The following is an 18,749-nucleotide window of genomic DNA, read 5'->3' as shown; positions in this document are numbered from 1 at the left end:
TTCTCCAGAAAACAATTACGTGGGTATCAATGCCCAGGCAGGTGCTGCCGCACTTCAGGTGCACAGCGCGCACTGGCGCGCACCAGTACCGCCACCAACGCAGCCGCCAGCGCCAGCAGCAACGCCCAATGCGGTGGGCCCAAAGGCGCCATGATGCCTGACAACGGTGTAGCGAACGACGAAATGATCAACTGAAACGCCCCCAGCAGCGCCGCCGTGGAGCCTAACGCGCGGGTTTGTGAAGCCATGGCCATCGACATCAACGTGGACTCGGCAACGCCCAGCCCGAACATGGCCAGGGCCATGCCAGCGACAATGCCGACCAGCCCACTGGCTGTAACCGCCCCGATCAGCACCAGCAGCGACCCGACCAGCATGCAGCCGGCACCGGCCAACGCCAGACGCCCTAGCCCTTTGCGCGCCACCAGGCGCCCCGCCGTGATCGCCCCCAGCAATATGGCGATACCGGTAGCGCCAAACAGGCTGCCAAAGGCCTCTACCGACAGCCCGTAATGATGCTGATAGACATACGCAGCGCCACCAATGTAGGCAAACAGGAAGAAAAACACCGCCGCCAGCGCCAATGCCGGACGCAGGAACTGCGGGTCTGCGGCAATACGGCCGTAGGTGCGCAGACACGCTATGGGGCGCAAGGCCATTCGCTGGTTTGCAGGCAAGGTTTCCTTGAGCACCAGGCTGGCATTCAACAGCACGACGACACCCACGGCGGCCAACACCAGCATGATCATTCGCCAGCCGTAGTGCGCGCCAACAACGCCCCCCAAGGCCGGCGCAAAGACTGGCGCCAGTCCTTCGATTGTCATCAGCAGAGCAAAGAGCTGCGCCGCCCTGGCCCCTTCGGCGACGTCGCGCACCATGCTCATGATCACCACCAGGGTCAGGGCGCTGCCCAAGCCCTGGACAAAACGCGCCACAACCAACACGTCCAGGGTTTCTGCGCGGGCCGCCCATAGTGAACTGAGGATGAACAGCAACAGCCCTGCCAACAGCGGCCGACGGCGACCCAAGGCATCAATCAGCGGGCCGAACAGCAGTTGCCCGGCGCCCATGGCCAGCAAGAACACCGTCAAGGTCAACTGTACGGCGGCGTATGACGTTCGGAATTCGGCAGCAATTGCCGGCATGCTGGCGAGGTACATGTCGACGGCCGAAGGGCCAAGGGCGCCGATCAGCGCCAATGCCACGGCGAACCGAACAGGCGGTGATGGGTGTTGCGTTACGCCGTGCATACGCGCTATTTCCAATTCAGCTCGAACAAACCTAACGGTCGGTAGGTACTTGAGTGGCGCGAGCGTATACACCTCTTTTCAACGGGTCAAGTCATCAACACACGTGGGCTGGAGCGGCAGCCCTGCTGCACGGCCAACAGGGCTGCTGCTTCAAAGGCGTACAACCTTAAGCGGGGGCGTGAGCCTGTTGGCGCAGGCGCTCGGTGTCTACACGAACAAATACCGAGTCGGCGGTCACGGTCAGGACATCACCCGCCCAGATTTCGCAGATCACCCGGCTCTTGCGCCCGACTTCACCTTCGACACGGGCCTTGAGGACCAGTTCGACGCCCATCGGGGTTGGCTTGAGGTAGGTCAGGCTCAACTGCCCGGTCACGCAGTCGATACGCGGCAGGCTGCCCGGTTCGCGGCCTTCGGCGCGGTAGTGATAGGCCATGGCCGTCCAGTTGGAATGACAATCGACCAACATCGCCAACAGGCCACCATAGACCAGCCCGGGCCAGCCATGGAATTCATTTGCCGGCGTATGCGTGCACAGCACATGCACGCCGTCTTCGGCCCAATGGCTCTCAACGTGCAGACCGGTAGGATGGGAACAGCCGCAGCCGTAGCAGGAACCTTCGGGCGAGGCCAACTGCTGAAGAGAAAGTACGTGGGTGTTATTCATAAGCGTCCTGATTATTGTTATGTGAACAATTGCAGGACCGATGGTAACGCCATGCGCGCGTCTCGACCACCGGGCAGGCACAGAGGCTGCCCGGCAGTGTGACGGGAAGGTGTTAGCCGGCCAGACCGACGTAGACGTTTTGCACGTCGTCGTGGTTGTCGATGGCCTCAAGGAAGGCTTCGACTTCAGCGAGTTTTTCTTCGCTGTCGAGGGTCACCGGGTTCTTCGGTACATAACCGATCTTCGCCGAAATGACGCTGAAGCCTTGCTCAGGCAGGGCCTTCTGCACGGCATCCAGATCAGTGGTTTCGGTGATGAACAGGGTCGCGCCCTCTTCGGCGGGCTCGAAATCCTGTGCACCGGCTTCGATGGCCGCCATTTCCGGGTCTGCATCGGCGCTGTCCGGGCTGGCTTCGATCAGGCCAACGTGGTTGAAGTCCCAGGACACCGACCCCTCGGCACCCAACTGGCCCTTGCGGAACAGCACGCGAATTTCAGCAACGGTACGGTTGACGTTGTCGGTCAGGCACTCGACGATCAGTGGCACCTGATGCGGAGCAAAACCTTCGTATTTGACCAGGGTGTACTGCACGACATCACCCGACAGACCCGCACCTTTCTTGATGGCGCGTTCCAGGGTCTCGCGTGGCATCGAAGCCTTCTTGGCCTGCTCGACCACCAGACGCAGGCGGGAGTTCATGTCAGGGTCGGCACCGCCGCGCGCGGCGATCTGGATTTCCTTGGCCAGCTTGCCGAAGATCTTGCCCTTGGCATTGGCTGCTGCTTCTTTATGTTTGGCTTTCCACTGTGCGCCCATGTCGACTCTCTTTCTGTGCTTCAAGCGCCGGTTCAGGTAGCGACCGGCAAAGTGGGTGCAGTTTATACGCCCTCTTTGCCGCAATCGACAAAAAATCGCCTTAACCCTTGTCAGCCTTGCCTGCAGCCGCAGCAAACCTGGCCAAGTGCACGTCCAACCGACGCGGGCGGCGCCCGTGGTCTTCTGCCTGCTCCTTGCGCCGGATCGCATTGCGCACCATCAACGAGCCCAGGTACCGGATCGGTTCCGGCGGGAAGTAGCCCAAGGGGCCATTGACCAGTGGCGAGCGCGTCCAAGGGTTGTCCAGCCCCAGAACCAGGGAGGACAGAATCTGCCCGCCCATATGGCAAGGGCCCACGCCACTCCCCGAGTAACCGAAGCCATAGAACACCTGCCCCTCCCCCTGCAAACGGCCGAAAAATGGCAAGCCGGTAACCGAGCGATCTGATGGACCATTCCAGGTCGCCGCAATCCGTGCGTCAGCCAATGCGGGGAAAAACTCGCCAAGGCTTCGCCGCAACAGCGGCTCGTAGGGCGAGGGTTGATCGAACACCGGCAGCATTTTCCCGCCATAGGCAAAGGTATTGCCACCTTTGCCAAGCATCAGTCGGCCATCTGGGGTGTTGTGGTAATAATGTACGAAAATCCGCGAATCCAGCACACTGATACCCGTGTTCAAGCCCATCTGCTCCAATAGCTGTGGGTACGGTTCGGTGATGATCATGTCGCTGGAGACAATCGCAACGCTGCGCTCGAACTGTGGGAACGCCCGTGCCATCCAGGCATTCAGGGCCAGCACCACACGGTCGGCGCGCACCGTACCGCGGGTGGTCTGCACCTGTGATTGTCGCCCCTGCTGCAGGCCGGTCATCGCAGTGTGTTCATGGATGCGAATACCACGCTGCAACGCGACGCGGCGCAAGCCACGCACCAGTTTGCCGGGCTGCACCGTCGCTGCCGCCGGAGAGAACCACCCCTCCATATGCTTGTGCGAACCCGCCATACGCTGCACCTGCGCCAACGGCAGGCGCTGGAACGAATTGACGCCCTGGCGCTCCAGCGCGGCAATCACACGGTCTGTCGCCCCCACTTGAGCGAGGTTGGTGGCCGTGTACAGGGTGCCATCCAATCGATAGTCAGCGTCGATGCCATGTGCGGAGCAGTACTCACCGATAGCCCGAATACTGTGTTCTGACTCCTGGACCAGGCGCACGGCCTCCTGAACCCCAAACAACCGCTCCAGCGTGAAGTACTTGGCCGACCAGGACAAGGCACAACCGCCATTGCGCCCGCTGGCGCCCGCGCCGCAGACATCCGCTTCAATCAGCAGGATGTCCAGCGTCGGCTGTTGCTCCTTGAGCATCAACGCGGTCCATAAGCCGGTATAGCCGCCGCCGACAATACAAACGTCGCAACGGCTGTCACCAGCCAGCGGCGCACAAGGCGCCGCCTCTTCCTGGTCCAATGCCTGCTGTAACCAGAACGGCCTCATCGTGTGTCCCCTTGTCAACTCAGGTGCGCATTGGCTTGATTGCCATTGACGTGTTTGGTGCGACGGCTGCCGTATCGGCCAGGCTGGCCGGGCGGCTGTTCCAATGCGGTACCAGTACCAGCGCCGAGAACAAGGCGCAGCCCGCAAACACAATGAACACCGTGACCGTATCGAAGTAGCCAGGCAGCAGGCCGCCAAGAATGGCCCCCACCGAGCCACATCCATTGACGAAACCAGCCGCAGTGGCACCTGCTTTGGCGGTACCGAAGTCAATCGCCGCGGCGCCACTGATCATCGAGTCCGGCCCATAGAGGGTCAGGCCCATGACAAACAGCAAGCCCACCACCAACACCACGCTACCGGTGTGCATCGCGCCCATGAACAACGCCAACGTCACAGTCAGCACCAACAGGCTGAGGACGCAGGCTGGCATGCGGCGCGCGCCGAACAGTTTGTCCGAGGCCAGGCCGATCATGATCGGCCCCAGCAACCCGGCCAGCTCAAACGCCGTAGGCACGATGGCCGCACCGACCTTGCCCAGCGAAGGCATTTGCTCGAAGACGATGACCGGTCCCCAGAGCAGAATCGCGTAGCGCGCCGGTTTCAACATGAAATACGCCAGGCCCAGGGTCAGCACCGTACGGTTGCGCAGGATGTCGCGCAGCGGTTCCCAGACACTGCATAAGGTGGTGCCTGGCACCATGCTTTCCGGTTCGGGTTCAACCGCTGGCAGCCCGACATCCTCAGGTTTGTTGCGCTGCAGGAAGAAAAACAGCACCGCCACCACCGCGACCACAGCTGCGCTGGAGAAGAATGCAGCGTGCCAGCTACCAATCAGCGTGTACGCCCACCAGCCGGCAAATGGCGAGGCGACCAGGCCTCCGAAGGCGTAGCAGGAACTCCACAGACCCAGTACACGGCCGCGCTGAACCGCCGGGAAGAAGCTGCCAATGTTTTTGCACAGGCCTGCCCACCCCGTGGATTGCGCCAAGCCCTGAACCAGCATGCAGGTGGCAAAGATCGGGAAGGTCGCATAGCTACCCATGACTACCGCAGCGGCAGCCGAAATCACCAGGCCGCCCAATACCACCACCCTTGGGCCAAAGCGGTCGGCGAGCATCCCCCAGGTGAACTGGCCGACGGCATACGCGGTCAGGTAGATCGCATCGAGGTTGGCCATGGCCATCTTGTCGAGGGTGAAACTGGGGTCTTCGCCAATGCCCAGCTTGGCCACCGAGAATGCCTTGCGGGTGAAATAGAACGCCGCATAGGCCAACCAGGTGATGGCGAAGATTTGCATGCGCCAACGTTTGATACTTGCGATGTGTTTATTCATGGTGAATCTGACCTCGGAATCTGAGTGTGCCGGCAGAATTGGGGAAAAAACGCCTGTCTTTTTGTTGTGTTGCGCACTGCGTGACGACCAACTACGGCCATCACCTGGTCAGATGGATTCCGGGGATACGCGGTTGTTGTTTGCGCTGTCGTCCAGAGCCCATGGCCCGGGACACACTCGAACGAATGTTGCCAGCGGGCTGAGAGCGATGGAAACAATTACTGACTGATAAAGAAAATCGATTTATCGTATTTCAAATATAAGCTCAGCTTGTAACAGGTACCGCCATGTCCGTTTCCCATGCCCAGCTCAAGGCTTTCCACGCGGTTGCGCTGCACGGCAGCTTCACCCGTGCCGCCGAACGATTGTTCCTCACCCAACCGGCGATCTCCGATCAGGTGCGCAAACTGGAGGAGCGTTTCGGTGTATTGCTGTTCCACCGCAACAAGCGCTCGGTGCAGTTGACTGATCTGGGTGAGCGCCTGCTGGGCATCACCCAGCGCCTGTTTGCCTGCGAGGACGAAGCGCATGAGCTGCTTCAGGATTCACGTGCACTGCAAACCGGCACCCTGGTACTGGCGGTCGACGCTCCCGTACACGTCCTGCCGCAGATCGCCCGGTTCTGCCAGCGCTACCCCGGCATCAGCGTGAAGATCGAGACGGGCAACACCGACGAGTCGCTGGTACGGCTGTTCAACTATCAGGCCGATCTGGCCCTGCTGGGGCGCGATGTCGATGATCAGCGGCTGCTCTGCGTGCCCTTGCGCAACGACCCGATGGTGGCGTTCGTCTCCCGACAACACCCGTGGGCAAGCCGCGGCTCGATCAGCCTTGCTGACCTCGACGATACGCCGATCGTGCTGCGTGAGCCGGGTTCGGTGACACGGCAAACCCTGGAAGAAGAAATGCAGCGAGCAGGCCTGCGCATTCGCCCGGCAATTCAGGTCGAAGGCCGCGAAGCGGCACGTGAGGCGGTGGTGGTGGGCATTGGCGTCGGGGTGGTGTCGGCGGCCGAATTCGGCGCCGATGCGCGGGTCTGCGCCCTGCCAATTGTCGACTGTCAACGGCGTTTGACCGAGACCCTGGTGTGCCTGCGCGAACAGAGCTCACGGCGATTGGTGGCAACCTTCCTGCAGGTGGTTCAGGAAAGCCTGGATGAAGGCAACCTCACTGCGCACAGCCCGCGTTCGACCTCCTGAATTGTCCCTAAGGGAAGTTGGCGAGCCACCGATGCAGGCGCCGCGCAATCGCTGACGCCCCCCTCGAAAGCATCGCCGGCACGCCCGCCAAGAACCCTGCAGGAAGGCCAGAGCAACTTACTAGAATTCACTTTAAGTTAGTCTATTTAATTCAATAAAATCATATAGATAACTTATATAGTTTATGTAAATTCTAACCTATGCCGCTTCCCGATCACGCGCTACGGCCTGCGCTGCCGACAGCATCGCCCGCAGCAACACCGCGCACCCAGCGGCGAGGTCTTGCGGTGCAGCATTCTCGATTTCGTTGTGGCTGATCCCGCCTTCACAGGGTACGAAAATCATACCGGCCGGCCCCAGTTCGGCCAGGAAGATCGCGTCATGCCCGGCGCCGCTGACGATGTCCATGTGTGACAGGCCCAACCCCTGCGCAGCATTGCGCACCGCCTCCACGCAGCGCTCATGGAAGTACAGCGGCGGGAAGTCGGCGGTCGGCGTCAGGGTATAGCTCAGGCCATGCTGACGACAGGTGTCGGTGATCACGTCCTTGACCTGCGCGATCATCGAGTCCAGCCGCTCAGGCTCCAGGTGACGGAAGTCCAGGGTCATGCGCACTTCGCCGGGAATGACGTTGCGCGACCCTGGGTAGGCCTGCAGGCACCCTACGGTGCCACAGGCATGCGGCTGGTGCTCCAGCGCCACACGGTTCACTGCTGCCACCACAGCGCTTGCCCCGACCAGCGCATCCTTGCGCAGGTGCATCGGTGTCGGCCCTGCGTGGGCCTCGACCCCGCGCAGGTTAAGGTCGAACCACTTCTGGCCAAGGGCGCCGAGCACCACACCAATGGTCTTGTGCTGGTCTTCAAGTATCGGCCCCTGCTCGATATGCGCCTCAAAATAGGCGCCCACCGGGTGCCCGGTCACCGCACGCGAGCCTGCGTAACCGATGGCATTGAGTGCTTCCCCGACGGTGATGCCCTCGGCATCGGTCTTGGCAAGGGTTTCCTCAAGGGTGAACTTCTCGGCAAAGACACCTGAACCCATCATGCAAGGGGCAAACCGTGAGCCCTCCTCGTTGGTCCAGACCACCACTTCCAGCGGCGCTTCGGTCTCCACCTTCAGGTCATTGAGGGTGCGCAACACCTCAAGGCCAGCCATGACGCCGAAACAACCATCGAACTTGCCGCCCGTAGGTTGCGTGTCGATATGGCTGCCGGTCATCACCGGCGGCAACGTCGGGTTGCGCCCTGGCCGACGGGCAAAGATATTGCCTACCGCATCAACGGTCACCGTACAGCCGGCTGCCTGTGCCCAGGTCACGAACAGGTCACGGGCCTGGCGGTCGAGGTCTGTCAGTGCCAAACGACAAACGCCACCTTTGGCGGTGGCGCCAAGCTGCGCCAGCTCCATCAGCGAACGCCAGAGTCGACCTCCATCGACATGGTGGAGGGTGGATTGCAGAACGTCCTGAGCTGTTTGCATGTGCATCTCCTGCATCAGTCAACGGGCCTCCACGGGCCTTGGTGTTTAAACGCTGGCTTTGACACTGGCGGCGCGGTAAGCCTTGAGGCTGCCAAGCATGTAGTAGATCAGCCCGCCCAGGGCCGAACCGGTAAACCAGCCGTAATCATAGAACCAGCTGAACGCCGAACTGCCCAACGACAACAGGGTCAGGGCGACCGGTACACCGAAGGCGACGAAACCGGCCAGGTTCCAGGCGGGGTACACGTCGTCGCGGTAGAGGCCGGCCAGGTCCAGGGTCTGCCGACGGATCAGGAAATAGTCCACCACCATGATTCCGGCAATCGGTCCCAGCAGGCTGGAATACCCCAGCAGCCAGTTCGAATAGACCGACTCCAGGCTCACGTCAGAAACGATCAGGCCGAGCTTTTTCAACAACTCGTGGGCCATCAACAGCAGCCCGACTACGCCGGTCAGCATGACGGCGCTGGTACGGCCAATCCATTTTGGCGCCAGGTTCTGGAAGTCGTTGGTTGGCGAAACAATATTTGCAGCCGTGTTGGTCGACAGCGTGGCGATGATGATCAGGGCCATGGCCAAGGCGACCCACAGCGGATTCTGGATGTGTCCGATCAGGCTGACCGGGTCGGACACCGTTTCCCCTACCAGCGATGCCGAGGCGGCCGTCAGTACTACCCCCAGGGCGGCGAAGAGGAACATGGTCAGCGGCAAACCAATGATCTGCCCGACGATCTGGTCCTTCTGGCTTTTCGCGTAACGACTGAAGTCAGGGATGTTCAGCGACAACGTGGCCCAGAAACCGACCATGGCCGTTAGTCCGGCCAGAAAGTAACGGGTCACACCCGCGCCTTCCGGGCGTTTCGGCGGTTGCGCCATCAACTCGCCGAGGGAAACGTTCGGCAGGGCCCAGAACAGCAAGCCAGCCCCCACCAACACCAGCAAGGGTGCCGAGAGGGTTTCCAGCCACTTGATGGACTCGGCACCGCGCAACACCACCCACAGGTTCAGGCTCCAGAACAGCAGAAAACCGATCACCTCCCCGGTGCCGCCCAAGGCCTTCCACTCCGGCGAGACCGCGCCGAAGAACAGATGGATAGCCAGGCCGCCGAACATCGTCTGGATACCGAACCAGCCACAGGCGACCAAGGCACGGATCAGGCACGGCACGTTGGAGCCAATGATGCCAAATGAGGAGCGCAACAACACCGGGAAAGGGATGCCGTATTTGGTCCCGGGAAAGGCATTGAGTGTCAGTGGCACCAGCACCACGGTGTTTGCCAGCAGGATTGCCAGCAACGCCTCCCCCACGGTCAGGCCGAAATAGGCGGTCAACACGCCGCCCAGGGTGTAGGTCGGCACGCAGATCGCCATGCCGACCCACAGCGCGGTGATATGCCATTTGTTCCAGGTGCGCTCGTGAACTTTGGTCGGCGCAATGTCGTGGTTGTACCGGGGGCTGTCGAGAACATCACTGCCGGCGTCGAGCTCGAACAAGCCGTCGCGTTCGCTCACTTGCGATTTGATCTGCTGCATGGCCGCTCCACTGTTGTTCTGATTGTCTGCACATCGTGACGATGGCTGGAGTTCTTGCGCTTGCATTGAACAATCGCGGCTCCGGCCAACGCACAGCGGCGGCAAACAATAAGCGTGCCGAAACTGGCGACGGCGGCTGCGATTGTGTTGAAACCAGCGTACAACGCCGCGTTCCCCGCAAAGAGGAACCGCCCCCTGCGGCGACAGGACTCAATGCCTCCTGGCAAAGGCACGCCGTTTGGGGAACCAAAGGGGTGCAGGGTGTTTTTTGGGCGCTCGCCATAGGTTGTCACCCATCCCGGTCAAACCGCTGATTTCCCATGAGAAATCTTGACCATTTCGGCTTTCTGTCAAGTGCGTCAATTTGGTGAGCGCCTGCACCATTTTGCAGTTTTCTACTTTTAATCGTTATTAATCAATTACTTAATAACGGAATAAGCTTATAGAAAATATTCTTGCCCAATCCAAAAAGCACAACTAGATTCAATTCCTGACAGCAGTGGCAGGATTCTGCCAAGCGCGTCCCGTGGCACAAAACGTAGAACCGGAACACCGGTCAAGCCTGTGAGGAGCTTCGCTATGACGTTGTTGATCCGTGGCGCCACCCTGATTACCCATGAAGAGCGATACCGTGCCGATGTGCTCTGTGCCGATGGCCTGATCAAGGCCATTGGCGACAACCTCGAGGTGCCCAACGGCTGCGAGGTGCTCGATGGCAGCGGCCAGTACCTGATGCCTGGCGGCATTGACCCGCACACCCACATGCAATTGCCCTTTATGGGCACCGTGGCCAGCGAAGACTTCTTCAGCGGCACCGCCGCAGGTCTCGCCGGCGGTACCACCTCAATCATCGACTTCGTCATTCCCAATCCGCAGCAGTCGCTGCTCGAAGCCTTCCACCAATGGCGTGGCTGGGCCGAGAAGTCTGCCGCCGACTACGGCTTCCATGTCGCAATCACCTGGTGGAGCGAACAGGTTCGGGAGGAAATGGGCGAACTGGTTCAGCAGCATGGCGTAAACAGCTTCAAGCACTTCATGGCCTACAAGAACGCGATCATGGCCGCCGACGACACCTTGGTGGCCAGTTTCGAGCGCTGCCTGGAACTGGGTGCAGTACCCACGGTGCATGCCGAGAATGGCGAGCTGGTCTACCACCTGCAACGCAAGCTGCTGGCTCAAGGCATCACCGGGCCTGAGGCGCACCCCTTGTCGCGGCCATCACAGGTCGAGGGTGAAGCAGCAAGTCGCGCCATCCGTATTGCCGAAACCCTTGGTACGCCGTTGTACCTGGTGCATGTCTCGACCCGCGAAGCGCTCGATGAAATCAGCTACGCCCGGGCCAAGGGGCAGCCGGTGTACGGTGAGGTACTGGCGGGTCACCTGCTGCTGGATGACAGTGTCTACCGCCACCCGGACTGGCAGACTGCAGCCGGCTATGTCATGAGCCCGCCGTTCCGCCCAATCGGCCACCAACAGGCACTGTGGCAAGGCCTGCAATCAGGCAACCTGCACACCACCGCTACCGACCACTGCTGTTTCTGCGCAGAACAGAAAGCTGCCGGGCGCAACGATTTCAGCAAGATCCCCAACGGCACCGCCGGCATTGAGGACCGCATGGCCGTGCTCTGGGACGAAGGGGTCAACAGCGGCAAGCTGTCGGTGCATGACTTCGTTGCACTTACCTCGACCAACACCGCGAAAATCTTCAACCTCTTCCCGCGCAAGGGTGCCTTGCGCGTTGGAGCCGATGCCGACCTGGTGCTCTGGGATCCGGAAGGCACGCGAACCATTTCGGCCAAGACCCATCACCAGCACGTTGACTTCAACATTTTCGAAGGCAAGACCGTGCGTGGCATACCCAGCCACACCATCAGCCAGGGCCGCGTGGTCTGGGCCAACGGTGACTTGCGCGCCGAGCGCGGCGCCGGGCGTTACCTCGAACGCCCCGCCTACCCAGCGGTATTCGACCTGTTGAGCAAGCGTGCCGAATTGCATAAGCCGAGCGCCGTAAAACGCTGAACACGAGGCCGTGATGCCGCCCCACAGGTCGTAGTGACTCTAATAATCAGAACAGAGGCCGCCACCGTGATCGACTCCTTGAATCACCTCCCCCGACCCAGCGCCGATAACGCCACACTGGCCGAGCGCTTCAGCGACCTGGCACCCCCGCTCAATGCCCGTCAGGCTGCGCTGGAAAGCGCACGCTGCCTGTATTGCTACGATGCGCCTTGCGTCAACGCCTGCCCCAGCGAAATCGATATCCCCGCCTTCATCCGCAATATTCATCATGACAACGTCCAGGGTGCGGCCGAGACAATCCTCTCGGCCAATATCCTGGGCGGTAGCTGTGCTCGGGTCTGTCCGACCGAGGTGCTGTGCCAGCAAGCCTGCGTACGCAACCATCATCAGGAGTGCGCACCCGTGCTGATCGGCCTCTTGCAGCGCTACGCCCTGGACCACGCCGACTTCGACACCCACCCGTTCCAGCGCGCGCCCGTTACCGGCAAGCGTGTCGCCGTGGTGGGTGCTGGCCCTGCCGGGCTGTCCTGTGCCCATCGGCTGGCCTGGCACGGTCACGATGTGGTGATCTTCGAGGCACGGCCCAAGGCCGGCGGGCTGAACGAATACGGTATCGCCACGTACAAACTGGTCGATGACTTCGCCCAGCGCGAACTGGCGTTCGTGCTGCAGATTGGCGGCATTGAAATACGCCATGGTCAGGTGCTGGGTGACAACCTGAGCCTGTCGGATCTGCGCCAACAGTTCGATGCGGTGTTCCTTGCTCTTGGCCTGAACGCCAGCCGTCAACTTGGCCTGGTCAACGAAGCTGCGCCGGGTGTGCTCGCCGCCACCGACTACATCCGCGAACTGCGCCAGGCAGAGGACCTGAGCCAACTGCCACTGGCTGACCGCTGTATCGTGCTCGGCGCGGGCAACACCGCCATCGACATGGCCGTGCAGATGGCCCGCCTGGGGGCGCGTGAGGTCAACCTGGTGTACCGCCGTGGCTACCCGGACATGGGCGCAACGACGCATGAGCAGGATATTGCCAAAGCCAACCAGGTGCGCCTGCTGACCTGGGCACAACCCGAAGAAGTACTGCTGGACGCACAGGGTCGGGTGCGCGGCATGCGCTTTGCCCGTACCCACCTGCACGAAGGCCACCTGCAACCTACCGGAGAATTCTTCGAGCTGGCCGCTGATGCCATCTTCAAGGCCATCGGCCAAACCTTCGATGAGCACGCCCTGAGCGACGCCAGCGGGCAACTCCTGGCCCGTGACGGCGACCGTATTCGCGTCGATGAGCAGATGCGCACCAGCCTGCCCGGCGTGTATGCCGGCGGTGACTGTACCCAGCTCGGCCAGGACCTCACCGTCCAGGCCGTGCAGCACGGCAAGCTGGCAGCCCAGGCCATTCATGCTCAACTGATGACCAACGTGGAGGCCGCATAAATGGCAGACCTGTCGATCGAATTCGCCGGCATCAAAGCGCCCAACCCCTTCTGGCTGGCCTCCGCACCGCCCACCGACAAGGCCTACAACGTGGTTCGCGCGTTTGAGGCTGGCTGGGGTGGCGTGGTCTGGAAAACCCTTGGCGAAGACCCGGCCGCGGTCAACGTCTCCTCACGTTATTCGGCGCACTATGGTGCCAACCGCGAGGTTATCGGGATCAACAACATCGAACTGATTACCGACCGTTCACTGGAAATCAACCTGCGGGAAATCACCCAGGTCAAAAAGGATTGGCCAGACCGCGCCTTGATCGTGTCGTTGATGGTGCCCTGTGTCGAGGCCTCCTGGAAAGCCATTCTGCCGTTGGTGGAAGCCACTGGCGCTGACGGCATCGAGCTCAACTTCGGCTGTCCCCATGGCATGCCTGAGCGGGGCATGGGGGCGGCGGTCGGCCAGGTGCCGGAGTACGTCGAGCAGGTTACCCGTTGGTGCAAGACCCACAGCAAACTGCCTGTGATCGTCAAACTCACACCAAACATCACCGATATCCGCCAGTCGGCACGGGCGGCCTATCGTGGCGGCGCCGACGCGGTATCACTGATCAACACCATCAACTCCATCACCAGTGTCGACCTGGAGCGCATGGTTGCCCTGCCCATTGTCGGCAACCAGAGTACCCACGGCGGCTACTGCGGCTCCGCGGTGAAACCGATTGCCCTGAACATGGTTGCCGAAATCGCCCGAGACCCAGCCACTCACGGCCTGCCAATCAGCGGCATCGGTGGTATCGGCAGTTGGCGTGATGCGGCCGAATTCATCGCGCTGGGCTGTGGTTCGGTACAGGTTTGCACTGCCGCCATGCTGCATGGCTTCCGGATCGTCGAAGCGATGAAGGACGGTCTTTCGCGCTGGATGGACAGCCAGGGTTATCAGACATTGCGGGACTTCAGCGGGCGGGCGGTCGGCCACACCACCGACTGGAAGTATCTGGACATCAACTACCAGGTCATCGCCAGGATCGACCAACAGGCCTGCATCGGCTGCGGTCGCTGCCACATTGCCTGCGAAGACACCTCACACCAGGCCATCGTCAGCCAGAAACAAGCAGACGGCACCCACCGCTACGAGGTGATCGACGCCGAATGCGTGGGCTGTAACCTGTGCCAGATCACCTGCCCGGTACAGGACTGTATCGAGATGGTTGCGCAGGATAACGGCAAGCCTTTCCTCGACTGGCAGCATGACCCGCGCAACCCCTATCACGTGGTGCCTTGAGGTCCATCCCCGATGAACAGAGGCCAGCCAGCAACCATGCTCGGCTGGCCTCACCGCTCTGAATCGGTACAGGTGGTGCGAGCCGGCTAAAATAAAGTCGATATCACCCACGGCAACTGGATTATCCTGCCGCCTTGACAGGGACCGTAAATCGATTCAGGAGAGACCATGTTGTACCGTCTGGGCGCCGATGGTTTGGTGCTGTTTCATCTGCTGTTTATTCTGTTTGTCCTGCTTGTCGGACTGTTGGTGCTCAAGTGGCGCCCGCTGATCTGGTGCCACGTGCCAGCAATCGCCTGGGGCGCAGCGGTCGAAGGCTTTCATTTGACCTGCCCGCTCACCGCCTGGGAAAACGCGTTGCGCCAGGCCGCTGGCAGCTCAGGCTACAGCGGCGGGTTCATTGATCACTATGTCTGGCCGTTGATCTACCCGGCCGGCCTGACCGCTTCGATCCAGATCGCACTTTGTGCCGTGGTACTGCTGGTCAATGGCCTGGTCTACTACTGGGTACTGAGCCACTGGCGTACCACCCGACGGGTACACCGCGCCTGCTGAGACGATCTACTCCGAAACAACCTTGGCCGGCGCGCTATAGCGGTAAGTGGTCACCACGCACACCAATAGCGCAGCCCCCGCCAACAGGCCACCGACGACGCCGATGTGAGCCACGCCCGCCTGGCTGATCACTATGCTGCCGAGCAAGGCTCCGCCACCGATACCGATGTTGTAGATTGCCGAGTGCAGCGACATCGCCACGTCGGTGGCGTCCGGGGCCAGGTTCAGTACCTTGGCCTGCATCACCAGCCCGAAACACATGATGGCCATTCCCCACACCATACACAGCACTCCCAACACCAGAACCTCGCTGGACAGGGGTAACAACAGTGCCAGGCACAGCGCCAGGGATGCGATCGCAGCAATCAGCAAGCCTCGGGGAAAACGGTTGTTGTAGCGGCTGAACAGCAATGAGCCGAACAACCCCGCTCCACCGAACAGTAACAACAGCAAGGTGGTCACCTCGCCACTCATGGCCGCCACGACTTCAACAAACGGCTCGATGTAGCTGTAAGCGGTAAACTGGGCGGTAATGACCATTGCGGTCAATACATAGAGCGACACCAACGCCGGCCGCTTGAACAGTACCGGCAGGCTTCTCAGCGAACCGGAGTTCTGGCTCGGCAACAACGGCAGTGACTTGACCAGGCACAGCAGGGTCAGCCCGGACACCCCGGCAATTGCCAGGAAGGTCATTCGCCAGCCCAGCGCTTCCCCCACCACCCGCCCGAGCGGGATGCCCAACACCATCGCCAGTGTCGTGCCGGTCGACAGCAGGCCCAGTGCCTGCACCTGCTTGCCCGGTGGCGCCACACGCACGGCCAGCGACGCGGTGATCGACCAGAACACCGCATGCGCCAAGGCGATACCGATGCGACTGAGCAGCAACATGCCAAAGCTCCAGGCCATGCTGGACAGCACATGGCTGGCAATGAACAGGATGAACAGCAGAACCAGCAACTTGCGCCGCTCGATGTTGCGGGTAAGCAGCATCATCGGCAGCGAGGTCAACGAGACCACCCAGGCATAGACCGTCAGCATCAGGCCGACCTGTGAGGTCGACAGCTCAAAGCTTGCGCCGATGGCACTCAGCAGGCCCACCGGTACGAACTCCGTGGTGTTGAAAATGAACGCAGAGAGCGCCAGTGCAATCACGCTTAACCAGCTACCGGCACGCGTATCCGTGAGTGTATTTGTCAAAAGATGGGCAACGTTCTGGGAACACTCCGCCGACAGGTGCCGCTGCCGGGTCGGCCTGGAACCAACCCGGCACCTGAACGGGCGCTCGAAACTCAAATTCACCCACAAAAGACCTGCGCAAGCTATAGCCTCCCATGGCCGGAGACCTGGGCGAAGCGAGCAGTCAACAGATCATTATGAGTATGGAGGGTACGGCCTGATGGTCGGGATTCTACGCCGCCCCTACCCGCTGAACAACACGCCTGTTGGCAGCGCCACAGAACGCTGGCCCCAGGTCTTGGCGAACACCCACGACAACTGCGGGCAGACAACGCAACTTACCGCCATCTCAATGGTCGAACACTCGCTAGAATCCACTGCCCTTATTGCCGATCAGCCTTGGTTCCAGAACCCTCATGCCAGCCGCTTCCTTGCGTACACTGGGCCGTTCGATGGCCCTGAGCCTTATCCTGTGCAGCCCCCTGCTCGCCTCTGGCGCCACGACACAATGCCCCACCGGCCAGTACCAGGTGTGCATGGGCAGCTGCTTCTGCGCGCCGGTTAGCCAAACAGAGATCGGTACGGTCTTTGCGCAAGTCGGCCAGATAGCCGCTACCGGCCTTGCCGGCTGGATCAAGCAATCGCGCAACTCAGCCGCTGCGGGTGATGTCCAGCCGATTCCGCTAAACATCCGTGTGCAGCTCGAGCCCTACTACGACTTTCAAGTTCTCGACAGCGCACGCTACAAGGTCGGTGATACCCAAGAACTGAATGCCGCCAACGCGATGCTGCAAAACCCCGACGTGAATGCCGTGACATTGATGGACATCATCGTCTTTCGCCATGAGCAGGACGCCCTCAACAACGTCGCCCTTTGGGCCCACGAGCTCAAGCATGTACAGCAGTACCAGCAATGGGGCGTCGATGACTTTGCTGCACGCTACACCCGTGATTACGACGCCGTGGAAGCGCCGGCCTACAAGATCCAGGCCGATGTCGCCAAGACCCTCGGCAAACATGGCTCCTAACCTGCACAGGGCGGGAGCCGAACGGATCATCGTCACGACCGTGCGGAACTATACTTAAAGCCTCCCTCCCGATGTAACGGCCGGAGGTCACCGACCACGTCGGTGCCTGCGTTGATAGTGGTCTTCTGAAAGGAGCACACACCATGGACGAGGCCAAACTGAATGACTTCATGGGCAAGCTGGTGACCGACATGGGCGCCGCGGCAATGCTTGCCAACGTAATTCTTGGCGAAGAGCTGGGCCTGTATCGGGCCATGGCCGACAGCCAACCCACTACCCCTGAAGCACTGGCCGGCAAAACCGGTTGCAATGCTCGGCTACTGCGCGAATGGCTGAGCGCTCAAGCGGCGTCAGGCTACATGGAATATACCGATGGCCAATTCCGCCTGCCCGAGGAGCAGGCCATGGCCCTGGCGATAGAAGACTCACCGGTGTATGTCGCCGGTGGGGCCGTGGTGATCTCGGCGTTGTTCCACGATAAAGACAAGCTGGTAAAGGCCATGCGTGGCAATGGCGCCCTGCCATGGGGCGAACACCATGCCTGTATGTTCAGCGGTACCGAGCGTTTCTTCAGGCCCGGTTACCGTGCGCACCTGGTGGCTGAGTGGCTGCCCGCACTGGACGGTGTCGTCGACAAACTGCGCGCGGGCGCCAAGGTAGCCGATGTTGGCTGCGGGCATGGCGCCTCGACCGTGATCATGGCCCAGGCCTTCCCAGCGTCGCGCTTTACCGGCTTCGACTACCACGCACCGTCCATTGCCACGGCGACGCAGCGCGCAGTGGAAGGCGGCGTGGAAGATCGCGTGCAGTTCATCCAGGCCAGCGCCAAGGACTACCCCGGTGCGGGCTACGACCTGATCTGCTACTTCGACTGCCTGCATGACATGGGCGACCCAGTGGGTGCTGCCCGGCATGCCCGGGAAACACTGAAGCCGGACGGCACGGTGTTGCTGGTAGAGCCCTACGCCAATGACACCCTCGAAGAAAACAGCAACCCGGTGGGTCGGCTGTTCTACGCCGCCTCGACCTTTATCTGCACGCCCAACTCCTTGTCGCAAGAGGTCGGCCTGGGCCTGGGGGCGCAGGCCGGTGAGGCACGTTTGCGCAAGGTGTTCAACGAGGCAGGCTTCAGCCGCTTCCGCCGCGCTACAGAAACCCCCTTCAACCTGATCCTGGAGGCCCGTGTGTAGGGGCTGCAAACGCAGAGTGACCAGCAGTCGGCATTGCTGGCGATGGGTGTATCGCCGGCAATGCTGACGCTTACACGTGAGACTGCCCAGATGACGCGCTCAATTTTTCGGAGAGAGATGTCGCGTCACTAGGAATGGTCCTACATTGGTTTTCATAGGCATTTGTTAGCGTCACAACCTTCATCGCTGTGCGCACTCGGGGCTGCGGCTTGGCCCTGAGTGCCTCTAATGTACAAGGACGACAAACAGATGCTGGTTAACGCCTACACCGTCAAAGCCGGCGACACGCTGGT

The 18,749-nt window shown here is 61.1% G+C and carries 15 protein-coding genes; 7 read left to right on the top strand and 8 right to left on the bottom strand.

The features are described from left to right. Positions 1–26: 26 nt before the first annotated feature. From IE038_RS02060 to IE038_RS02040, 5 genes are all read right to left on the bottom strand, one after another. Positions 27–1,250: a multidrug effflux MFS transporter gene (locus tag IE038_RS02060; protein ID WP_189395036.1), complete on the bottom strand. Its 1,224-nt coding sequence runs from the start codon at positions 1,248–1,250 to the stop codon at positions 27–29. A 166-nt stretch (positions 1,251–1,416) separates the two neighbouring features. Beyond that, entirely contained in the window at positions 1,417–1,917 is a 501-nt protein-coding gene (locus tag IE038_RS02055; RefSeq protein ID WP_163938403.1) for a PaaI family thioesterase, read from the bottom strand. A 112-nt stretch (positions 1,918–2,029) separates the two neighbouring features. Beyond that, the gene (locus IE038_RS02050; RefSeq protein ID WP_189395035.1) at positions 2,030–2,734 is read right to left on the bottom strand and encodes a YebC/PmpR family DNA-binding transcriptional regulator; all 705 of its coding nucleotides are present in this window, start codon (positions 2,732–2,734) and stop codon (positions 2,030–2,032) included. 100 nt (positions 2,735–2,834) lie between these two features. Then, the gene (locus IE038_RS02045) at positions 2,835–4,226 is read right to left on the bottom strand and encodes an FAD-dependent oxidoreductase (RefSeq protein WP_189395034.1); all 1,392 of its coding nucleotides are present in this window, start codon (positions 4,224–4,226) and stop codon (positions 2,835–2,837) included. Positions 4,227–4,245: 19 nt separating this feature from the next. Further along, positions 4,246–5,562, bottom strand: a complete 1,317-nt coding sequence (locus tag IE038_RS02040; RefSeq protein ID WP_163938406.1) for an MFS transporter — start codon at positions 5,560–5,562, stop codon at positions 4,246–4,248. Between the two features lie 287 nt (positions 5,563–5,849). Here IE038_RS02040 and IE038_RS02035 point away from each other — a divergent pair, with 287 nt between their 5' ends. Beyond that, positions 5,850–6,761, top strand: a complete 912-nt coding sequence (locus tag IE038_RS02035) for a LysR family transcriptional regulator (RefSeq protein ID WP_163938409.1) — start codon at positions 5,850–5,852, stop codon at positions 6,759–6,761. A gap of 198 nt (positions 6,762–6,959) precedes the next feature. On the opposite strand, the gene IE038_RS02030 is transcribed toward IE038_RS02035, so the two are convergent. After that, complete coding sequence (locus tag IE038_RS02030; protein WP_163938411.1) at positions 6,960–8,243, bottom strand: Zn-dependent hydrolase; 1,284 nt, start codon at positions 8,241–8,243, stop codon at positions 6,960–6,962. 45 nt (positions 8,244–8,288) lie between these two features. Beyond that, positions 8,289–9,776: an NCS1 family nucleobase:cation symporter-1 gene (locus tag IE038_RS02025; RefSeq protein ID WP_163938414.1), complete on the bottom strand. Its 1,488-nt coding sequence runs from the start codon at positions 9,774–9,776 to the stop codon at positions 8,289–8,291. Between the two features lie 579 nt (positions 9,777–10,355). On the opposite strand from IE038_RS02025, the gene hydA reads away from it, so the two are divergent. The 4 genes from hydA (at position 10,356) to IE038_RS02005 (ending at position 15,059) form a co-directional block, all read left to right on the top strand. After that, entirely contained in the window at positions 10,356–11,795 is a 1,440-nt protein-coding gene (gene hydA / locus IE038_RS02020; RefSeq protein ID WP_163938417.1) for a dihydropyrimidinase, read from the top strand. Between the two features lie 66 nt (positions 11,796–11,861). Next, on the top strand, positions 11,862–13,229 hold the full coding sequence (locus tag IE038_RS02015) for an NAD(P)-dependent oxidoreductase (protein ID WP_163938420.1): 1,368 nt from the start codon (positions 11,862–11,864) through the stop codon (positions 13,227–13,229). After that, on the top strand, positions 13,230–14,504 hold the full coding sequence (preA, locus tag IE038_RS02010) for an NAD-dependent dihydropyrimidine dehydrogenase subunit PreA (protein WP_189395033.1): 1,275 nt from the start codon (positions 13,230–13,232) through the stop codon (positions 14,502–14,504). A gap of 168 nt (positions 14,505–14,672) precedes the next feature. Continuing rightward, the gene (locus IE038_RS02005; protein WP_163939057.1) at positions 14,673–15,059 is read left to right on the top strand and encodes a DUF2784 domain-containing protein; all 387 of its coding nucleotides are present in this window, start codon (positions 14,673–14,675) and stop codon (positions 15,057–15,059) included. Positions 15,060–15,065: 6 nt separating this feature from the next. Here IE038_RS02005 and IE038_RS02000 read toward each other — a convergent pair whose 3' ends face one another. Next, positions 15,066–16,259: a sugar transporter gene (locus IE038_RS02000; RefSeq protein ID WP_189395032.1), complete on the bottom strand. Its 1,194-nt coding sequence runs from the start codon at positions 16,257–16,259 to the stop codon at positions 15,066–15,068. Between the two features lie 395 nt (positions 16,260–16,654). Between IE038_RS02000 and IE038_RS01995 the strand changes: the two genes are divergently transcribed. Next, on the top strand, positions 16,655–17,266 hold the full coding sequence (locus tag IE038_RS01995) for an eCIS core domain-containing protein (protein WP_163939170.1): 612 nt from the start codon (positions 16,655–16,657) through the stop codon (positions 17,264–17,266). A gap of 143 nt (positions 17,267–17,409) precedes the next feature. After that, the gene (locus tag IE038_RS01990) at positions 17,410–18,456 is read left to right on the top strand and encodes a class I SAM-dependent methyltransferase (RefSeq protein WP_189395031.1); all 1,047 of its coding nucleotides are present in this window, start codon (positions 17,410–17,412) and stop codon (positions 18,454–18,456) included. Positions 18,457–18,749: the final 293 nt, after the last annotated feature.

Origin of the sequence: Pseudomonas laurentiana (genome assembly GCF_014648275.1) — a bacterium.
Lineage (GTDB): Bacteria > Pseudomonadota > Gammaproteobacteria > Pseudomonadales > Pseudomonadaceae > Aquipseudomonas > Aquipseudomonas laurentiana.
This window is presented reverse-complemented; position numbering and strand designations above follow the sequence as displayed.